At 71.5% G+C, this 17847-nt stretch carries 14 protein-coding genes; 9 read left to right on the forward strand and 5 right to left on the reverse strand.

Annotated elements, in window-relative coordinates; genetic code table 11:
* The first annotated feature begins 3 nt into the window (after nucleotides 1-3).
* The 3 genes from P2Q00_RS19450 (at nucleotide 4) to P2Q00_RS19460 (ending at nucleotide 2496) form a co-directional block, all read left to right on the forward strand.
* On the forward strand, nucleotides 4-555 hold the full coding sequence (locus P2Q00_RS19450) for an FHA domain-containing protein (RefSeq protein WP_275773851.1): 552 nt from the start codon (nucleotides 4-6) through the stop codon (nucleotides 553-555).
* A 160-nt stretch (nucleotides 556-715) separates the two neighbouring features.
* Entirely contained in the window at nucleotides 716-2080 is a 1365-nt protein-coding gene (locus tag P2Q00_RS19455; protein ID WP_275773852.1) for a M14 family zinc carboxypeptidase, read from the forward strand.
* A complete protein-coding gene (locus P2Q00_RS19460; RefSeq protein ID WP_275773853.1) occupies nucleotides 2077-2496 on the forward strand; it encodes an SSI family serine proteinase inhibitor in 420 nt (139 codons plus the stop codon). Before P2Q00_RS19455 ends, P2Q00_RS19460 begins: the two co-directional genes overlap by 4 nt.
* Before the next feature lie 102 nt (nucleotides 2497-2598).
* On the opposite strand, the gene P2Q00_RS19465 is transcribed toward P2Q00_RS19460, so the two are convergent.
* Together P2Q00_RS19465 and treY are read right to left on the reverse strand one after the other, a co-directional pair.
* Nucleotides 2599-3849: a M14 family zinc carboxypeptidase gene (locus P2Q00_RS19465; protein ID WP_275773854.1), complete on the reverse strand. Its 1251-nt coding sequence runs from the start codon at nucleotides 3847-3849 to the stop codon at nucleotides 2599-2601.
* A gap of 387 nt (nucleotides 3850-4236) precedes the next feature.
* The gene (gene treY, locus P2Q00_RS19470; protein WP_275773855.1) at nucleotides 4237-6591 is read right to left on the reverse strand and encodes a malto-oligosyltrehalose synthase; all 2355 of its coding nucleotides are present in this window, start codon (nucleotides 6589-6591) and stop codon (nucleotides 4237-4239) included.
* Between the two features lie 99 nt (nucleotides 6592-6690).
* On the opposite strand from treY, the gene P2Q00_RS19475 reads away from it, so the two are divergent.
* A complete protein-coding gene (locus tag P2Q00_RS19475) occupies nucleotides 6691-8145 on the forward strand; it encodes an MFS transporter (protein ID WP_275773856.1) in 1455 nt (484 codons plus the stop codon).
* 7 nt (nucleotides 8146-8152) lie between these two features.
* Here P2Q00_RS19475 and glgX read toward each other — a convergent pair whose 3' ends face one another.
* Nucleotides 8153-10282, reverse strand: coding sequence for a glycogen debranching protein GlgX (gene glgX / locus P2Q00_RS19480; RefSeq protein WP_275773857.1), 2130 nt, complete (start codon nucleotides 10280-10282; stop codon nucleotides 8153-8155).
* A gap of 195 nt (nucleotides 10283-10477) precedes the next feature.
* Between glgX and P2Q00_RS19485 the strand changes: the two genes are divergently transcribed.
* The 4 genes from P2Q00_RS19485 (at nucleotide 10478) to P2Q00_RS19500 (ending at nucleotide 14868) form a co-directional block, all read left to right on the forward strand.
* Nucleotides 10478-11281, forward strand: a complete 804-nt coding sequence (locus P2Q00_RS19485; RefSeq protein ID WP_275773858.1) for a Tat pathway signal sequence domain protein — start codon at nucleotides 10478-10480, stop codon at nucleotides 11279-11281.
* Between the two features lie 70 nt (nucleotides 11282-11351).
* Complete coding sequence (locus P2Q00_RS19490) at nucleotides 11352-12674, forward strand: copper amine oxidase (RefSeq protein WP_275773859.1); 1323 nt, start codon at nucleotides 11352-11354, stop codon at nucleotides 12672-12674.
* Nucleotides 12675-12784: 110 nt separating this feature from the next.
* Nucleotides 12785-14032 (forward strand): DUF5919 domain-containing protein, encoded by a 1248-nt coding sequence (locus tag P2Q00_RS19495; protein WP_275774028.1) that lies wholly within the window; start codon nucleotides 12785-12787, stop codon nucleotides 14030-14032.
* A 113-nt stretch (nucleotides 14033-14145) separates the two neighbouring features.
* Nucleotides 14146-14868, forward strand: coding sequence for a 3'-5' exonuclease (locus P2Q00_RS19500; RefSeq protein WP_275773860.1), 723 nt, complete (start codon nucleotides 14146-14148; stop codon nucleotides 14866-14868).
* 13 nt (nucleotides 14869-14881) lie between these two features.
* Here the strand turns inward: P2Q00_RS19500 and P2Q00_RS19505 are convergent, their stop codons facing one another.
* Complete coding sequence (locus P2Q00_RS19505; protein ID WP_275773861.1) at nucleotides 14882-15865, reverse strand: DMT family transporter; 984 nt, start codon at nucleotides 15863-15865, stop codon at nucleotides 14882-14884.
* A gap of 81 nt (nucleotides 15866-15946) precedes the next feature.
* Between P2Q00_RS19505 and P2Q00_RS19510 the strand changes: the two genes are divergently transcribed.
* Entirely contained in the window at nucleotides 15947-16861 is a 915-nt protein-coding gene (locus P2Q00_RS19510; protein WP_275773862.1) for a LysR family transcriptional regulator, read from the forward strand.
* Nucleotides 16862-16939: 78 nt separating this feature from the next.
* Here the strand turns inward: P2Q00_RS19510 and P2Q00_RS19515 are convergent, their stop codons facing one another.
* Nucleotides 16940-17803, reverse strand: a complete 864-nt coding sequence (locus P2Q00_RS19515) for a phosphotransferase enzyme family protein (RefSeq protein ID WP_275773863.1) — start codon at nucleotides 17801-17803, stop codon at nucleotides 16940-16942.
* Nucleotides 17804-17847: the final 44 nt, after the last annotated feature.

The following is a 17847-nucleotide window of genomic DNA, read 5'->3' on the forward strand; positions in this document are numbered from 1 at the left end:
AACGTGACGTCGTCCTTCGAGTTCAACACCTACCCCGCGCGGCTCTCCGACGTGGAGCGCGACAAGGCGCTGAAGGTGCTGCGCGACGGCGTCGCAATGGGACGGCTGTCGCACGACACGTTCATCCGGCGCATGGAGCTGGCCCTCGCCGCCCGCCGCTCCGACGAACTCGCCGCCCTGACCGCCGACCTCCCCCAGGAAAGCCGCGTCGCCCGCCTGGTGTTCGGCACCGTGGAGGCGGTCTCCGGCTTCACCGTACGGCTGCGCAGGGCCTGGCAGGCCGAGCGCCTCCCCAAGCTGCTGCTGCCCCACCCGGCGGGCGGCCACCCGCTGCGCATCGGACGCGATCCGGCCAACGGGCTGCGCCTCACGCATGAAACCGTGTCCCGCGTGCACGCCGAACTCAGCCGCCAGGGCGGTATGTGGGTGCTGCGCGATCTCGGTTCGACCAACGGCACGACGGTGAACGGGCGGCGGGTCATCGGAGCCGCCGTCGTCCGCGAGGGCGATCAGGTCGGCTTCGGTCGGATGTCGTTCCGCCTGGCTGCCGACTGAGCCCCGATTGAGTCGCAGCCAAGCTTTGGCCTGAGCATGACACCGCGTTGACGTGCGGCGATGGCTCAAATCGCTTTCCCATCCATGGTGTTGACGTACCCCTCAAGTCGTGACTGACTGTGCGTACGCCATGTACATCAGGTGAACCGACGGCGCCACATTGTGGAGGTGTGCCCTGCCGCCCCTCCTCCGCTACCCGACCGTCGACGAGCTCGGCGCGCGGGCGGCAGCACTCGTCTCCAGGCGCCCTCGTGACGCCCGTCTGCGCCGTGTCGGCACCTCGCGCGCGGGCACTCCCATGTGGCTGCTTTCCGTCGGTCACGGCAGCCGCCAGGCCCTGGTCGTCGCAGGGCCCCACGCCAACGAACCCGTCGGCGGCGGCACCGTGCTGCGCCTGGCCGAACGCGCGCTCGCCGACCTGCGGTTCACCGAGGGTGCCGACGCCACCTGGAACCTGCTGCTGAGCCTCGACCCCGACGGCCTGCGCCGCAACGAGGGCTGGCTGCCGGGCCCCTACACCCTCGGCCGGTACTTCCGGAACTTCTTCCGGCCCGGCTTCCTGGAACAGCCCGAATGGCTGCCCGACGGCGCGGCCGGCGCCGCACTGCCGGAGACCCGCACCCTGCTCGACCTCCAGGACGAACTGCGGCCCTTCCTGCAGTGCTCCCTGCACGGCGTCGACGTCGGCGGCGGCTTCGTCGAGCTCACCCACGACCTCCCGGGCCTCGCGGGACGCGTCGCGCACACCGCCGCCCGCCTCGGCATCCCGCGCGAACTCGGTCCCTACGACACCCTGTACTGGCCGAGCCTCGGCCCCGCCGTGTACCGCATCCCGCCGCCCCGCATCGGCGACCTGGCCGCGGCCATCACCGAAGCCGCCGTCGAGTCGACCTGGTTCCACCCGTACCGGCACGGCACGGTGACGGCGGTCGTCGAGGCGCCCATGTGGGGCGTGGCGGCCGTGGAGGACGGCTCCCCGCCCGCGGACGCGGCCGCCGTGCTGCGCGCGGTCAGCCATACGCTGCGCCACGACACACGGCTCCTCGAGGTGCTCCTCGCGCGGCTGCGGCCCCACGTCGCGGGCACGCCGGACGCGGCCCGTCTGCTCGCCCCGGTGGACGACTATTTACTGGTCTGCCCCGGGCTCGCCGACGCATGGGACCCCGACATCGCCGACGGGGCGCGCCCGCTCCCGCCGCTCAGCACCGCCCACCTGGCCGCCCTGCGCATCGCCGGACGGCGGCTGGCACTGCGCACGGCGGGCCTGCTGCACCAGCTCGTGACACGCGCCGGCCGCGACCCGTCCGGTGTACTGCCCGACCTGGACCGCCTCATCGAGGAGTGGTGCGCCGACTACCGCGACGGCATGGGGGCGCGCTGGATCCCGGTCGACCGCCAGGTGGAGTACCAGTCGCGCGTAGTGCTCGCCGCGTTCGAACTCGCCGTCCGGCACGCGCCCGCGTGCTCCCGTTCGGGTGAGTCGGGGTGGGGTTCCCAGGCCGCCGTGCCGATGCATCGGGAATGACGATCAGCACCACAGTGAAAGCGGTACGAGGCGCGCTGCTGGCCGCCGCCCTCCTCGCCACCGGCGCGGCCCCGGCACAGGCGGCGTCCACGGGCTTCCCGCCGAGCAACTGGCTCTACCTCACGATCACCAAGGGCGACGCCCGGTCCCCCCACACACGCGACACCCTGCTGCTCTGCGACCCGCCCCAGGGACACTCGCGAGCGGCCGACGCGTGTACCGAGCTGGAGGCGGTCGACGGCGACATCTCCCGCATCCCGTCCAAGAAGAACGTTTTCTGCCCGATGATCTACGCGCCGGTGACGGTCCACGCGCGCGGGGAGTGGAGCGGCCGGCGGGTCGAGTACACACAGACCTTCTCCAGCGCGTGCGTGATGGCCGGGCGTACGGGTTCGGTGTTCGCGATGGACGCCTGACACCGCGCCCCGTAGGGGCGCGGGGAACTGCGCGACCAGCCACAACGGCGCCGCAGACGACCGACGGCACATCGTGGCCCCCAGCGGAGCGCTTGGCACCGGTCAGGCCGCCCGGTCGCGCGCATGCAGCGCCGCCGCGACGACCGTACGGGACTGGTGCTCGACCTGGTGCTCCAAAGGCACCCAGCGCGCGCGGAAGCGCTCCGCGAAGGCGTCGCTCCAGGTCGCCACGAGCCGTTCCAGACCCGGTGCCGCTCGGTCGTCGGCCTCCTGCAGGACCCGCAGCAGCATGGCCGCCGCCCGCAGCGGCAGGCGGCGGCCGAACGCGTCCACGCTGCCGACGTACGCCATCGTGTTGTCGGCGGGCGGCGTGTGGATCCAGTCCGCGGCCAGGCCCGGAACCAGCTCCAGCGCCCACCTGGCGGCCCGCAGCAGCGGCCCGTCAAGGCCCTCCAGACGCGGCAGCGCCTCGGTGAGCACCCGCTCCACCTCCAGCGCGTCGCGCAGCAGCCGGCGCGCCAGCCGTCGCAGCGCCGCGGCCGGCGCGGGATGCGGAGCCGGGTCGTCCACCAGGTCGCTCGCCCACATCGGCACCTCGACCACCGCCGTCAGGCCGCCGTAGCGGTGGGTGTCGTACCAGGTGCTGTGGCGTGCGTCGTCCGGCATGCTCGGGTACGCGGCGCCCGCACCGGGGGAGGGCATCACATGCACCCCGGGCCCGGACGCGGCCCAGCCCGCGGCGTCCGAGGCGCCCGTCTCCACCGGGATGTGCAGCTCCGCCGCGGACTTGGCGAACGGCTCGGCGAGACCCGGTATGTCCCGGGTCAACTGAACCCAGCTGCCGCCCAGTTCGGTCCCGTGCAGGGTCACCTGGAGGTAGGGGCGCAGCTCGTCGATCACCCGGGTCAGCGCGCGCGTCTCGGGCGGCAGCCGGTGCGGCGGCAGCACCGACGGCGACCACTCCGGCTGCTCCTCGGCCGCCGGCCGGAAGAACCCGAGGTGGTAGTCGAACAGGCTGCGCGGTGCCGGGGTGCGGTGCAGGCTCGCCCCGTCGGGGTCCGCGCACAGCAGGAAGTGCCAGGACGTGTCCGTACGCAACTCCCGCTCGGACAGCACCCGTTCGGCGAGCGCGAGAAGAGTGGGGCCGCCGGTCGGCTCGTTGGCGTGGGCGCCCGCGACGACGAGCACGGCGCGCCGCGCATGGCCCACGGACAGCAGGTGCAGGGGCCTGCCCGCCCGGGAGACGCCGACCTGTGTCAGTGCGCACAGGCCCGGTCTGTGGGCGGCCAACGCGCGTGCGGACGCGACGAGTTGGGCCAAGGTGGGGTAGCGCAGCTGCGGCAGGAGACTCACCCCCGTCACGTCCGCCCGGCTTCGCAATCCGCAGTACCCCACGCTCTCCGTGAAGTGTCAAGGACACCATGGGGGAGGCTCCAGGGGGCGCCCAGATGCATTTACCGCCAGCTGTAATGGGCATTGCTGCCAGCGGGGGCGCGGACACCGGCGCTCACCGCCCGTGCATCCCTCGTCCGAGGGGGACGCGTCCCGGCGCAGACCGGGCGCGCCGAGCGCGTCGTCGTTCGTCACCACGCGCCGGCCGTCCGGTTCGAGCCCCGGGAGCGTGCGCGGCCGTGATCCGGTGGCCAGGGCAATCCCACGGCGTGCGGCGAAGTCCCGTACGCCCGGCGCAAGTTCATCATCCGGGCCTTGCGCGTACGCACCGTGCCCGCCCCGCCCCGCTCAGTGCGGGTCGACCCGCTCCAGCAGCGCCACCGGCAGCCGTCCGAAAAGCTCCTCCACGCGCGCGTGCCCCGTGAACTCCCGCTCCGGAGACAGCACATCGGACCACCGCCCGGGCGGCAGCGGCAGCCGCGTCTCCCGCCAGCCGCCCGCCTCCGCCAGCCGCAGCGACAGCCGTGTCACGGCCGTGACGACCTCGCCGGAGCGTGCGAACGCCACGCAGTGCGCCGCCGCCTGGCCCTCGGCGGTCAGGGGCGCGTACGTCGCCGTGTCCCCGAAGGCGGCCGGCCGCCGCGCACGGAGCCGCAGCGCCGCCGCGGTCACCGCGTCCTTGTCGCCGGGGTCCTCGGGCGGGAACGCCACCGGCCGCCGGTTGTCCGGGTCCACCAGCGCCACATACTCGCTCTCGGTCCCCTGGTAGACATCCGGCACGCCCGGCATCGTCAGGTGGACCAGGGCGGTGCCCAGCACGTTCGCCCGGATGTGGGGCTCCAGTGCACTCCGCAGCGCGACCACGTGCTCGCCCGGCACCCCGCACGGACCCGCCGCGACGAACACTGCCACCGCCTCTTCGTAGGCGGGTTCCTGCTCCGTCCAGCTCGTGAGCAGCCCGGCCTCGCGCACATGCTTCAACAGGGCCTGCTGAACGCGCTCCTCGGCCGCCGCACCGAGCCCGAACACCGTCTGCCAGGCCGCCCACGCCAGCTGCGCGTCCGGCACGCCCTCGCCCGCCCGCGTCACCTCCGCCAGGACGTCCGCCCAGCGTTGCGGGCACTCGGTGAGCACGGCCAGCGCCGCTCTCACGTCGGCACTGCGCTTCGTGTCATGTGTCGACGCGACGGTCCCGGTCGCCGGCCAGTCACGCTGCACGCGCGCGCAGTAGGCGTGAAAGTCCTCGGGGGACACCGCCGGGCTCCCCGGGTTGCCGCCCACCTCGGTCGCCGACAGCAGCGGCACATAGCGGTAGAACGCGGTGTCCTCCACGGACTTGGCACGCAGGGCGGACGCGGTCTGTGCGAACCGCGCCCGGAACTCCGCATGGTCGGGTCCGTTGCCATGCCGCCCCAGAACCAGATTCCGTACGACGTCGACCGCGCCCGCCTCCTCCGGGACGACGAAGGCGAGCCGGGCCTCGGCCGCGGCCTCCTCGGTGACCACCGAGGCCGCGTCCCCGGAGGCGTACGGCCGGTAGACCTCCAGGCGGACCAGCAGCTCCTGCAGCGCCGTGCGCAGCGCCCAGGGGGCGCGGTCGCGCAGCGCTGGGTCCGGCGCGGCGGCGCAGAGTCTGCTCGCCACCCGGGTCAGCCGGTCGATCTCGGCGGCCAGCTCGTGCGTGAGCACCTTGTACGCCGCCCGCCGCACCGTCGCCGCCCAGTCGCCGCCCCGGTCCGTCTGCGGGGCCGCGAACCGCCGGTACTGGCCGAGGAGTTCCCCGAACCCGGCCGGGTCCGTGAAGAGGCCGTCGATGTGCCGCAGGGCGTCGTAGCCGGTGGTGCCCGCGACCGGCCAGGAGGCCGGCAGGGGCTCCCCGTCCGACAGGATCTTCTCCACGACCGTCCAGCGGCCGCCGGTCGCCTCGTGCAGCCGCCGCAGATACTCGTCGGGGTCGGCGAGTCCGTCGGGATGGTCGATGCGCAGCCCGTCGACCACGCCCTCGTGCAGCAGCTGCAGGATCTTCGCGTGCGTGGCCTCGAACACCTCCGGGTCCTCGACCCGCACCCCGATGAGCTCCGAAATGCTGAAGAAACGCCGGTAGTTGAGCTCCGTGCGGGCCAGCCGCCACCACACCGGGCGATACCACTGTGCGTCCAGGAGCTGTGGCAGCGGCAGCTCCTCGGTGCCCTCACGCAGCGGGAACGCATGGTCGTAGTAGCGCAGCACGTCGCCGTCCACCCGCAGCTCACCGATGACCGAGCCGAGCGGGCCGCCCAGGACCGGCATCAGCACCTGGCCGCCCTGCGCCTCCCAGTCGATGTCGAACCAGCGCGCGTACGGCGACTTGGGGCCCTCCCGCAGCACTTCCCACAGGGCGCGGTTGTGGCGCGGGGCCATGGCCATGTGGTTCGGCACGATGTCCACCACCAGGCCCAGACCGTGCTCCCGCGCGGTGCGCGCCAGCGCACGCAGCCCCTCCTCGCCGCCCAGTTCCTCGCTCACGCGCGCGTGGTCCACGACGTCGTAGCCGTGCGCCGAGCCCGGCACGGCCGCCAGGACGGGGGACAGGTGCAGGTGCGAGACGCCGAGCGAGGCCAGGTACGGCACGGCGGCCGCCGCTGCCGCGAACGGGAACTCGGGCTGCAGCTGCAGCCGGTAGGTGGCCGTGGGCACCACGGGGTCGACTCGCTCAGGTGTCATGCAAACCTACGTACCCGCCCTGCCGCCCTTCGTGTCATCGTCCCCTCCACGGGTCCACGCGCGCGTGGCCGGCTTCGAGCGATGGGGATCACGGGGCGAATGTACAGAGACGTCATCGGCCTGACCGGGCCGCTGCTTCCGGTCGTGTCCTTCCTGGGGCGGCTGCCGACGGCCACCATCCAGTTCGGCAGCGTGCTGCTCGTCGCCCGCACCAGCGGCTCGCTGGCCGCCGCGGGGCTGACCGGCGGGGCGCTCGCGATCGGCCAGGTGGCCTGCGGCCCGCTGGTGGGCCGGCTCGCCGACCGGCACGGCCAGCGGACGGTCGTACTCGCCTTCTCCCTCGCCAACGCCGTCGCGATCGCCGCGCTCGTCGCCGGGGCGCTCGCCGGCCTGCCCGTACCGTTGCTGGCCCTCCTCGGGGTGGTGGCGGGCGCGACCGTGCCGCTCATCGGGCCCCTGGCCCGCGCCCGCCTGGTGGCGCTGGCCCGCCGGTCCGCAGCCCCCGAGTCGACGGTCGGCGCGGCCCTCTCCTTCGAGAGCACCCTCGACGAGATCTCCTTCGTCCTGGGTCCGGCCCTGGTCGGCCTGGCCGCCGTACTCGCCCACCCTGCCTACGCCCTGGGCGCGGCCGCCCTCCTGGTGGCCGTATGCGGCAGCGGCTTCGCACTGCACCCGACGGCGCGGGCGATACGGTCCGGGTCCGTGGTGACGCCTGGGGGAGGACGGTCCGGGTCCGTTGCGACGGCTGCGGCGGGACGGTCCGGTTGCGTTGCGACGCCTCCGGCAGGACGCTCCGGGTCCGTCGCGACGTCTGCGGGAGGACGATCCGGTGCCGTCCCGACGCCCGCGACCGGACGCTCCAGTCCCGTCCCGACGCCCACGATCGGACGCTCCGGTCCCGTCCCGACGCATCCGACGGCCCCACCTGCACACACCAGCCCCACCCGCCCCCACCCCCGCATCCCCCGCTCCGTCCACCCCCTCCGCGCCGCCCTCGCCCTCCAAGGAGCAATGTTCGGAGCCTGTCAGGCCGGCATCACCGCGCTCACCGAGCGGCTCGGGCAGGCGGACCAGGCCGGGCTGGTGTACGCCGCCATGGGCGTGATGAGTGCCGTCGCCGGGCTCTCCATGGCCGCCGTGCCCGCGCGCATCCCCCTCACGGCACGCTGGCGGGCGGCGACCGCGGCCGCGTTCGTACTCTCCCTGCCCCTTCTGCGGACGCAGAGCCTCGTCGGCCTCTACGTCGTCGTCACCGTCCTCGGCATCGCCTACGCCCCGCACCTGGTCACGGTGTTCGGTCTCACCGAGCGCGCGGTGCCGCCCACCCGGCTGGCCGAGGCCATGGCGTTCGCGACGAGTGCGATCGTCGGCGGGCAGGCCCTCGCGGTCGCCGTCACCGGCCGCCTCGCCGAGTCGTATGGTCCCGCGGCCGCCTTCGCGGCGGCGAGCCTGGCCGCCGCACTCTCCTGCGCGATCGCGTGGACGGCGCGCGCGAAGTCGTACACCGAAACGACCCTCCACGCGCGCGTGCCCGACCAGCAGCCAAGTACGTAGGCCAGACCTAGACCGGCCGCTGCAACACGGTCAGGCTCCGGTCCACCAGCGTCAGCCGGTCGCCGGCCTGCACCTTCGGGCCCGTCTCCGGCGGCACCCCGTCCGAGCGGGCGGTGTCGACCACGACCTGCCACTGGCGGCCGTGGTTGACGGGCACCACGAAGTCCAGCGACTTCGGCGAGGCGTTGAACATCAGCAGGAACGAGTCGTCGGTGATCCGCTCCCCGCGGATACCCGGCTCGGAGATCGCGTTGCCGTTGAGGAACACCGACAGCGCCGAGGCCGGCGCGGAGTCCCAGTCCCGCTGGGTCATCTCCTTGCCCTCCGGCGTGAACCAGGCGATGTCCGACAGCTCGTCATGGGTACCCTCCACGGGCCGCCCGTGGAAGAAGCGGCGCCTGCGGAAGACCGGATGGTCCTTGCGCAGCCACACCATCGCGCGCGTGAAGGCCAGCAGCTCGCTGTCGGGTGTGTCCTCCTCCGCTTCGGGGTCGAGCCAGTTCACCCAGGCGAGCTCGTTGTCCTGGCAGTACGCGTTGTTGTTGCCGCGCTGGGTGCGGGCGAACTCGTCGCCGTGACTGATCATCGGCACGCCCTGGGAGAGCATCAGCGTGGCGACGAAGTTCCGCATCTGGCGGGCCCGCAGCTTCAGCACCTCGGGATCGTCGGTCTCGCCCTCCGCGCCGCAGTTCCAGGACCGGTTGTGGCTCTCGCCGTCCCGGTTGTCCTCGCCGTTGGCCTTGTTGCGCTTCTGGTTGTACGAGACGAGGTCGTGCAGGGTGAAACCGTCGTGGCAGGTCACGAAGTTGATCGAGGCGAGCGGGCGGCGGCCGTCGTCCTGGTAGAGGTCCGACGAGCCCGTCAGCCGGGACGCGAACTCCGCGAGTGCCCGCTGCTCGCCGCGCCACATGTCCCGCACCGTGTCGCGGTACTTGCCGTTCCACTCCGTCCACAGCGGCGGGAAGTTGCCCACCTGGTAGCCGCCCTCGCCGACGTCCCACGGCTCGGCGATCAGCTTCACCTGGGAGACCACCGGGTCCTGCTGCACCAGGTCGAAGAACGACGACAGCCGGTCCACCTCGTGGAACTGCCGGGCCAGGGTGGCGGCGAGGTCGAAGCGGAACCCGTCGACATGCATCTCGGTGACCCAGTAGCGCAGCGAGTCCATGATCAGCTGCAGGACGTGCGGGGACCGCATGAGCAGGGAGTTCCCGGTGCCCGTGGTGTCCATGTAGTAGCGGGGGTCGTCGGTCAGCCGGTAGTACGACGGGTTGTCGATGCCCCGGAAGGACAGCGTGGGGCCCAGGTGGTTGCCCTCGGCCGTGTGGTTGTAGACCACGTCGAGGATGACCTCGATGCCCGCCTCGTGCAACGCCCGGACCGCCGACTTGAACTCCAGGACCTGCTGGCCGCGGTCGCCCCAGGAGGCGTACGCGTTGTGCGGGGCGAAGAAGCCGATCGTGTTGTAGCCCCAGTAGTTGTTCAGGCCCATGTCGACCAGCCGGTGGTCGTTCACGAACTGGTGCACCGGCATGAGCTCCAGCGTCGTCACACCGAGCTCCACCAGATGCTCGATGATCACCGGGTGCGCGAGTGCCGCATAGGTGCCGCGCAGCTCCTCCGGCAGCCCCGGGTGCCGCATGGTGAGGCCCTTCACATGGGCCTCGTAGATCACCGTCTCGTGGTAGCCGCGCCGGGGCCGCCGGTCGTCGCCCCAGTCGAAGTACGGGTTGACCACGACGGACGTCATCGTGTGCGGCGCCGAGTCCAGGTCGTTGCGCTTGTCGGGCGCGTCGAAGTGGTAGCCGTACACCTCCTCGCCCCAGCGGATGGAACCGCTGATCGCCTTGGCATACGGGTCGAGCAGCAGCTTCGCCGAGTTGCAGCGCTGGCCGCGCTCCGGGGCGTACGCGCCGTGCACACGGAAGCCGTAGCGCTGTCCCGGCATGATGCCGGGCACGTACGCGTGCCGTACGAACGCGTCGCTCTCGCGCAGTTCCACCGCCGTCTCCGAGCCGTCGTCGTGCAGCAGACACAGCTCTACTCGGTCCGCGGTCTCCGTGAAGACCCCGAAATTGGTGCCGGCGCCGTCGTACGTGGCACCGAGCGGATACGCCTCGCCAGGCCAGACCTGCATGGACTCGACTCTTTCAGGTGGAACGCGCCCCAGGGGGTGCCTTGGCGTCGAGTGTCCCCGAAAGTGATGGAACCACCTATGACTTACGTCCCTCTTACCGCTCGACCAGTGCATACGCGGTATGCCAATACGCGGTATGCCAAACAGTGGGGCAGAAACGTACTCCCGGGGATGAAGGGGGAGTAGGGGGAAGATGTGCGCAAGATAGTGCACCGCCACCTGGGGAAAGTGGTGGCGGGTACGGCCATCGCGGTGGCCGGAACTGCTGTGATGGTCGGGATCACGCTGCCGGGGACGGCGGGGGCCGACGATTCGGGGGGAACCAGGGGCGGGCAGACGGCCCAGCAGGCGGCCCAGGGGAACGGCACGCCGGCACCCGGTGTCGTCGAGCAGGCCCCGGCCGAGGGCGAGAAGGGCAAGGGCCTCGACCCACTGACCGACGACGAGACGAAGCGGGTCGAGCAGATCGCGCTGAACCGGCAGCTGCTCAATTCCGGTGAGAACGTCAAGGGCGCCCGCGGCCCGCAGCGCCTCACCGTGGAGCTGACCGAGCCCGACACGGACCAGCCGGACAATACGAACGCGCCGCGGCGCGCGGACGTGACGTTCTACGACTACCGGAACGACACCGTGGTCACCAAGACCGTCAACCTGGACACCGGCAAGGTCGAGGAGACAAGCACCCAGCACGACGTCCAGCCGCCGCTGAGCATCGCCGAGCAGACCGAGGCGGCCCGGCTGCTGATCGCCGACCCACTGGGCGCGGGCCTGAAGGCGGACTACAAGGACGCCACGGGCAAGGAGCTCACCTCCCCGGACCAGCTGACGCTCACCAGCATGGTGTTCCACGCAACCCCGGGCGTGCAGCCCGCCGAACTCGGCAAGTGCGGCGAGCACCGCTGCACCCGGCTGTTCCCGAAGGTCAAGAACGGTGCCTGGATCGACACCCGGGACTTCGTGATCGACCTGAGCGCCCGCAAGGTCGTCAAGCTCGGCTGAGCCGGCCTCCGTTCACTTTCCGAACTCGTATCTCTTGTACTCGTATCTCCTGTAAGGGAGTCACCTCGTCATGCGCGTCAACAGAGACAGCCGTGCCCGCCGTGGAGCACTGCGCAGGCGGGCCCTGGTGGGCCCGCTCGCGGTCGGGCTCGCCCTCGGCGGCACGGCAGCAGCACCGGCCTTCGCCGACCACAAGGAGGCGGCCGCCGCCGCGGCCCCCCAGTGCAGCGCGGCCTACCAGATCGAACAGAAGCTCTCCTCCGGTACGACCTGGCGGATGTGCTGGCGCTTCGAGAGCAGGTCCGGGGTCGTCCTGGACGACATCTCCTACCAGCCGCCCGGCGAGTCCCAGCCGATCAAGGTCCTCAACAGCGCCAAACTCGCCCAGATCGACGTGCCGTACGACGACGGCAGCATCGAGTACAACGACGTGACGGACTACAACTTCGGCGACGGCCTGCTGAACCTCACGCCCGACGAATGCCCGGGCGGCACCATCAAGACCGTGAAGGTCGCGGCACCCTTCTACTCGGACTCGCCGAACGTCAAGGGCCTGTGCGCCACGACCCGCTCCCGCGGCCACGCATACCACATGCTCTCCGACGCGAACAAGACCTACCAGGCGCAGGGCAAGGACCTGCTCCTCTACACGGTCAACAAGGTCGGCTGGTACGAGTACATCACCGAGTGGCGCTTCCAGGACGACGGCACGATGAGCATGAACGCCGGCGCGACCGGCAGCCTCTCGCCCGACGACTACGACGCGGGCGACGGCCGCGGCTGGCCCATCGGCAAGGGCGCCAAGGCCTATGCCACCAGCCACAGCCACAACATCTTCTGGCGGCTCGACTTCGGCCTCGACGGCTCCTCCAAGACCAAGGTCGAGCAGTACGACTCGACCGTCAGCCCCCCGGTCCACGGCCAGCAGGCGCCGACCAACAAGACGACCCTCACCAAGGTCACCAAGGAACTTGCGGGCGACGCCAAGGACATGCGCTGGTGGCGCGTGGTCAGTACGGCCGGCAAGAACAAGGACGACCACCCGCGCTCGTACGAGATCGTCCAGGGCCCGACCGCCAAGTACCTGGGCCGCAGCTTCACCAAGCACGACGTGTACTTCACCGAGTACAACAAGTGCGAGCAGTACGCCAGCGGCAATCCGCTCAACTGCGGCGCCGGCCACGGCAAGTCCGTCGACACATGGGTCAACGGGCAGACCCTCACCCACCCCATAGTCTGGGTGAACGTGGGCTTCCACCACATAGCCCGGGACGAGGACCAGCAGCCGATGCCGGTCCACTGGCAGGGCTTCTCCATCGCCCCGCGCGACGTCACGGCTATGAATCCGCTCACTCCGGCCGCCCTGGCCGCTCAGAACGGGCACTGGCACTAGGGCAGTTGAGAATCGACCTGTCCATCCGGCTGCACCGCTGACTGCTCCCGGAGTACCCTTCCTTGATCGTTGACACGGGGAAGCTCGGGGGAGCGGAAGGCGGTGCGCGGGTGGGGTCGGGAGGGCTGGAGTTGCCCCCTGGTGACGAGGGTCACGAGGGGAACTCCGCAGACGTCCCGCCCGGCACGGTGTCCCTGGCCCGGCCGATGGCGACGAGTTCCATCGGGCCGGAGCTGGACTGGGATGCCGACGCCTGGCGCGAGGTGCGTACGCGCGCCCAGCGAGCCGGCCGGGCCTACATCTGGCTGAATCTCGTCGAACAGCGGCTGCGCGCGGTCGTGGCCGCTGTTCTGCGGCCCATCTACGAACCCGTCCACGGCGACGACTGGGTGGTCGCCGCCGCCGGACCGGCCGGCCAGGAATGGGTGCAGCGCGCGGTCGCCGTACGCGAAGTCAGCCGCCGCAAGGGCTACTTGCTGGACCCGGCCGACGACAACGTCCTCAGCTTCCTCACTCTGCCTCAGCTGCGCGAGCTGATGGTGCAGCACTGGCCGTGCTTCGAGCCCTACGTCGACGACCGCCGCGACGTCGAACTCGCTCTGGACGAGCTCGAGGTCACCCGCAACGTCGTCTCCCGCAACCGGGCCCTGTCCGAGGCCGTCCTCAACCAGGCCGAGCGGGCCTCGGCGAAGCTGCTGGACATCCTTGGCGCGGCCGGGGACGTGCCGTCGGCGCGCCGGCTGCCCGTGGACGCGGTGGAGGACCTGGTCGGCGACCGGTACGCGGACGTGGTCGCCGTGCACCCCGACCGGGTGCGGCTGCTGCGCCAGTTCCCGGCCGAGGACATCTTCGGCGGCGCCCGCCGCCTCGACGCCGTCGGGATCGGCCTCAACCTGCTCGTACAGAACTTCTCCGGACGCCGGCTGGTCCGCCTGGCCGAGGCGGGCTGCCGCGTCCGGCTGCTGTTCCTCAACCCGGCCTCCAGCGCCGTCAAGCGGCGCGAACGCGAACTCGGCATGAAACGCGGGGAGTTGAGCCGCGCCGTGGAGATGAACATTCTGCACATGCGCCGAGTACGGTCCAGGCTGCGCGACCCGGGCGCCTTCGAGATCCAGGTCTACGACGAGACCCCGCGCTTCACGGCCTACCTCGTGGACGGCGACGGCACGGACGGCGTCGCCGTCCTGCAGTCGTATCTGCGGCGCTCACGCGGGATGGAGGCGCCGGTGCTGGTGCTGCGCAACGGCAACCGGGTGGTCAAGCCGGGCGACATGGACAAAGGGGTCGACAACGGGCTCTTCCCGACCTATCGCGAGGAGTTCGAAGCGACTTGGGTGGATTCGCGCCCGGTGTCCTGAACCGTCCGCAGGCCTGTCCCCACCGTAAGCGGAATGCGGACCTCGGATTGTCAGTGGCACATGGGAAGGTGGAGACCACTGGGGGAAAGCACCACCAAGAAGGGGGGCCGCCCATGGGCTGGCACCAGGAGCTGCTGATCGGCTTCGACCTGGAGACGACCGGGACCGATCCGCGCGAGGCGCGCATCGTCACGGGGGCCGTGATCGAGGTCAGGGACGGGCAGCCCATAGGGCGCCGGGAGTGGCTGGCGGATCCGGGCGTGGAGATCCCGGCGGACGCGGTGGCGGTGCACGGGATCAGCAACGAACGCGCGGCGGCGGAGGGCCGCCCGGCCGACGAGGTGGCGAACGCCATCGCGGACGTCCTCGCGACGTACTGGAAGACGGGCGTCCCGGTCGTCGCCTACAACGCGGCCTTCGACCTGAGCCTGCTCTCCGCGGAGCTGCGACGTCACGGCCTGCCGTCCCTCCGCGACCGCCTGGGCGGCATCGACCCCGCCCCGGTCATCGACCCGTACACCATCGACCGCTGGGTCGACCGGTACCGCCGCGGCAAGCGCAACCTCGAAGCGGTCTGCACGGAGTACGGCGTCACGCTCGACGCCGCCCACAACGCCTCCGCCGACGCCCTCGCCGCGGCCGGCCTCGCCTGTGCGATAGCCGCCCGCCACCCCAAGATCGCGGCCCTCGGCCCGGCGGAACTGCACCGCCGCCAGATCGAGTGGTACGCCGAGTGGGCGGCGGACTTCCAGAGCTTCCTGCGCCGCAAGGGAGACGCGACCGCCGTGGTGGACGGCACCTGGCCGCTACGGGAGTTGACGGACGAGCCGGTCTGAGGGCCGAGTCCGCTCACACGCCGGTGGCTGTGGTGGCGCGATCTCGGACATCGGGTTCGGGCAATGCATCGGGGTCGTCCTGTACGTCGGTCTCGTGCCGGACGCCGGCGGCCGTACGGTGGGCGCGTTCCACGGCCTGCCCCCAGTAGGTGCCGCCGACCATCAGGGCCGCGCCGAGCGCCGTGAGCGCGGTGAGACGCTCACCGCCGAGGGCGATGCCGACAGCCATGGCCCAGACCGGCTCCGTGCCCAGCAGCAGGCTGGCTCGGCTGGCGGAGGTCCGCTGCACGGCCCACGTCTGGACGAGAAAGGCGAACACACTGCAGAACAGGGCGAGATAGACCAGCTGCGTCCAGGTCCCACTGTCGGCCCGGGCGAGCGTCGGAAGGCCGGCCACGCCGGTCGGCAGGAACAGAGCCGTGCCGACAAGGGTCTGCACGGTCGTCAGATGCAGCGGACGGATCGCGCGCCCCACGGTGAGCCGCCCGACGAGCGCGACGTGCACCGCCCGTACCAGAGCGGCGCCGAGCATCAGCAGGTCGCCGAGGCGCGGGGCGTGGAAGCCGTTGCCGGACATCAGCAGCCCGACGGCCAGGACGCACACACCAGCGGCGGCGAAGAAGACGGGAGGCAGCCCGCCGCCCCTGCCGTGCCTGCCGCCGCGGTCGAGGAGCGGGGTGAGCACGATGGTGAGGCTGATGATCAGCCCCGCGTTGGCGGCACTGGTGTGGGCGACGCCGTACGTCTCCACGACGAGAACGGCCACCTGGGTCACCCCCAGAGGCACTCCGACTCGCAGCTCCTCCCGCGTCCACCGCCGCGGCCCACGCCCGAAGGCGACGAGCCCGAGACAGACGAGCGCCGAGAGTGCGTACCGAGCGAAGAGCACCAGCAGCACAGGCAGGGCGGAGGTGGCCGTCTGGGCGGACAGATAGCTCGAACCCCAGACGACGGCGACAAGGAGAAGTATCAGGTCGGTACGGCGTAGCTCGGACATGCACTCACGGTGCACCGACCACCACCCTGAAGCCCAGAACCAACTTCTTAACCAACCCTTTAGCACTTCTACACTGAGAGCATGGACGAACGGCAGCTGCGCATCCTGCGGGAACTCGGCGAACTGGGCAGTGTGACGGCGGTCGCCGAGGCGCTGCTGGTGACGCCGTCGGCGATCTCCCAGCAGCTGCGGCTGCTGCAGCGCGCGATCCCCGTCCCGCTCACGGAGCGGGAAGGCCGACGGCTGGTGCTCACGGACGCCGGGCAGGCGCTGGCGGCTGCGGCCATCGAGGTGGAGACGGCGCTGGAGCGGGCCCGGCACACGGTGGGGGATTTCCTGGACCGCCGCGACGGCGAGGTGTCGGTGGCAGCGTTCAACAGCGCGGCCGCGACCTTCTTCCCACCCCTCCTCAGGGCACTCACCGCAGCGGACGCCCCCACCCTCGCCCTCGCCGACGAGGACGTGGCCCAGGACGACTTCCCCCGCCTGACCCGCGAGTACGACCTGGTCCTGGCCCACCGCCTGGACCACGCCCCACCCTGGCCGACCACGGTCACGGCGACCACGCTCCTACGCGAACCGCTCGACGTGGCCATGCCGGCGACCCACCCCCTCGCCGCCAAGCGCCGCGTGACCCCGAGAGACGTCGCCGACGAACCCTGGATCACCGTCCACGACGGCTTCCCCGTCATGGCCACCATCGAGGCCATCGCCGCCGCGGCGGGCCGCCACCTCCACCTGGCCCACCGCGTCAACGAGTTCGCGGTGGTGGCAGAACTCGTAGCAGCAGGCGGTGGCCTCGCCCTGATGCCCCGCTGGACGATGCGCCCCCACCCCACACTGGCCTTGAGACCCCTCAGCGGAGTCCAGGCAAGACGCCACATCGACGCCCTGTACCGCCCGGAACGAACGGCCCGGAGAGCGGTCCGCACAGTTCTTGAGGAACTCCGTAATGCGGCGAGTGCTGTTCAAAAGGGCGCGGAGAGTGCCCCATAAGGGGCGCGGGGAACTGCGCGACCAGCCCCAACGAACCCGCAGCCGCCCACAGACAATAGGCCCCCACCCCGTAGGCGCTCAGAACGGATACCACCGCACCGTCTCATCCCCGCTCCGCAGAGACCCCACCCTCCGCTCGAACTCGACCAAGGCCTTGGGATTACTCGGCGCATGCTGAGCCACCCACGCACAACTCGCCGTCTCCCGGGCGCCCCGCAACACCGAGCACCCCTCCCACTCCCGCACATCCCAGCCGTACACCTCGGTAAACGACTCGTAGGCCTCACCGGGCATCCCGTACCGATCGTGGGACAGCGCCATGACCACCAGATCGTGCTCCCGCAGATCAGAGGAAAAGGTCTCCAGATCCACCAGCACCGGCCCGTCAGGACCGACGTGCACATTCCGGGGAAGGGCGTCTCCATGGATCGGCCCCGGAGCGAGACGCGGCGCAAGCGCAGCCGCAGCCCCGGCAAAACCGTCCCTCCGCTCCCGCAGATACGCCGCGTCGGTGGGATCGATCGCATCCCCCGCCAGCCGCAACCACCGCTCCACCCCACCCAGCAACTCCCGCGGCGGCAAGGCGAAGTCAGGCAGGGGCAACGCATGCACGACCCGTAGCAGTTCGGCCAAATCCCGCGGCTCGGCCGGCCGCACGGCCTCCGGCATCCGGTGCCACACCGTCACCGGATGCCCCTCGACCAGCAACGGCTTTGCCTCGGCCGCCCGCACCGCCGGCACGCCCTCCTCCGCGAGCCACACGGCGATGGCCAGCTCCCGCCGTGCCCGATCCAGCAGTTCGGCGTCACGGCCCACCTTGACGACCAGGTCACCGGCGGCGAACACCGCGTTCTCGCCGAGGGCGAGGAGCGACGCGTCCCCGGCCGACCCCGGCAGCACCCCCGCCGCGGCCAGTACGTCCCGCGCCCGCGCCTCGTCCATCGCCGTCCTCCCAAGTCCGCGTATGCATCGGTGAACGGCGTCGA

This window comes from Streptomyces coacervatus, from assembly GCF_029223485.1.
Classification (GTDB): domain Bacteria; phylum Actinomycetota; class Actinomycetes; order Streptomycetales; family Streptomycetaceae; genus Streptomyces; species Streptomyces coacervatus.

Coding starts and splice junctions, on each gene's coding strand:
- P2Q00_RS19515 (WP_275773863.1), bottom strand. CDS start 17,803: ATGGACGAGGCGCGGGCGCGGGACGTACTGGCCGCGGCGGGGGTGCTG.
- P2Q00_RS19510 (WP_275773862.1), top strand. CDS start 15,947: ATGGACGAACGGCAGCTGCGCATCCTGCGGGAACTCGGCGAACTGGGC.
- P2Q00_RS19505 (WP_275773861.1), bottom strand. CDS start 15,865: ATGTCCGAGCTACGCCGTACCGACCTGATACTTCTCCTTGTCGCCGTC.
- P2Q00_RS19475 (WP_275773856.1), top strand. CDS start 6,691: ATGTACAGAGACGTCATCGGCCTGACCGGGCCGCTGCTTCCGGTCGTG.
- P2Q00_RS19490 (WP_275773859.1), top strand. CDS start 11,352: ATGCGCGTCAACAGAGACAGCCGTGCCCGCCGTGGAGCACTGCGCAGG.
- treY (WP_275773855.1), bottom strand. CDS start 6,591: ATGACACCTGAGCGAGTCGACCCCGTGGTGCCCACGGCCACCTACCGG.
- glgX (WP_275773857.1), bottom strand. CDS start 10,282: ATGCAGGTCTGGCCTGGCGAGGCGTATCCGCTCGGTGCCACGTACGAC.
- P2Q00_RS19460 (WP_275773853.1), top strand. CDS start 2,077: ATGACGATCAGCACCACAGTGAAAGCGGTACGAGGCGCGCTGCTGGCC.
- P2Q00_RS19500 (WP_275773860.1), top strand. CDS start 14,146: ATGGGCTGGCACCAGGAGCTGCTGATCGGCTTCGACCTGGAGACGACC.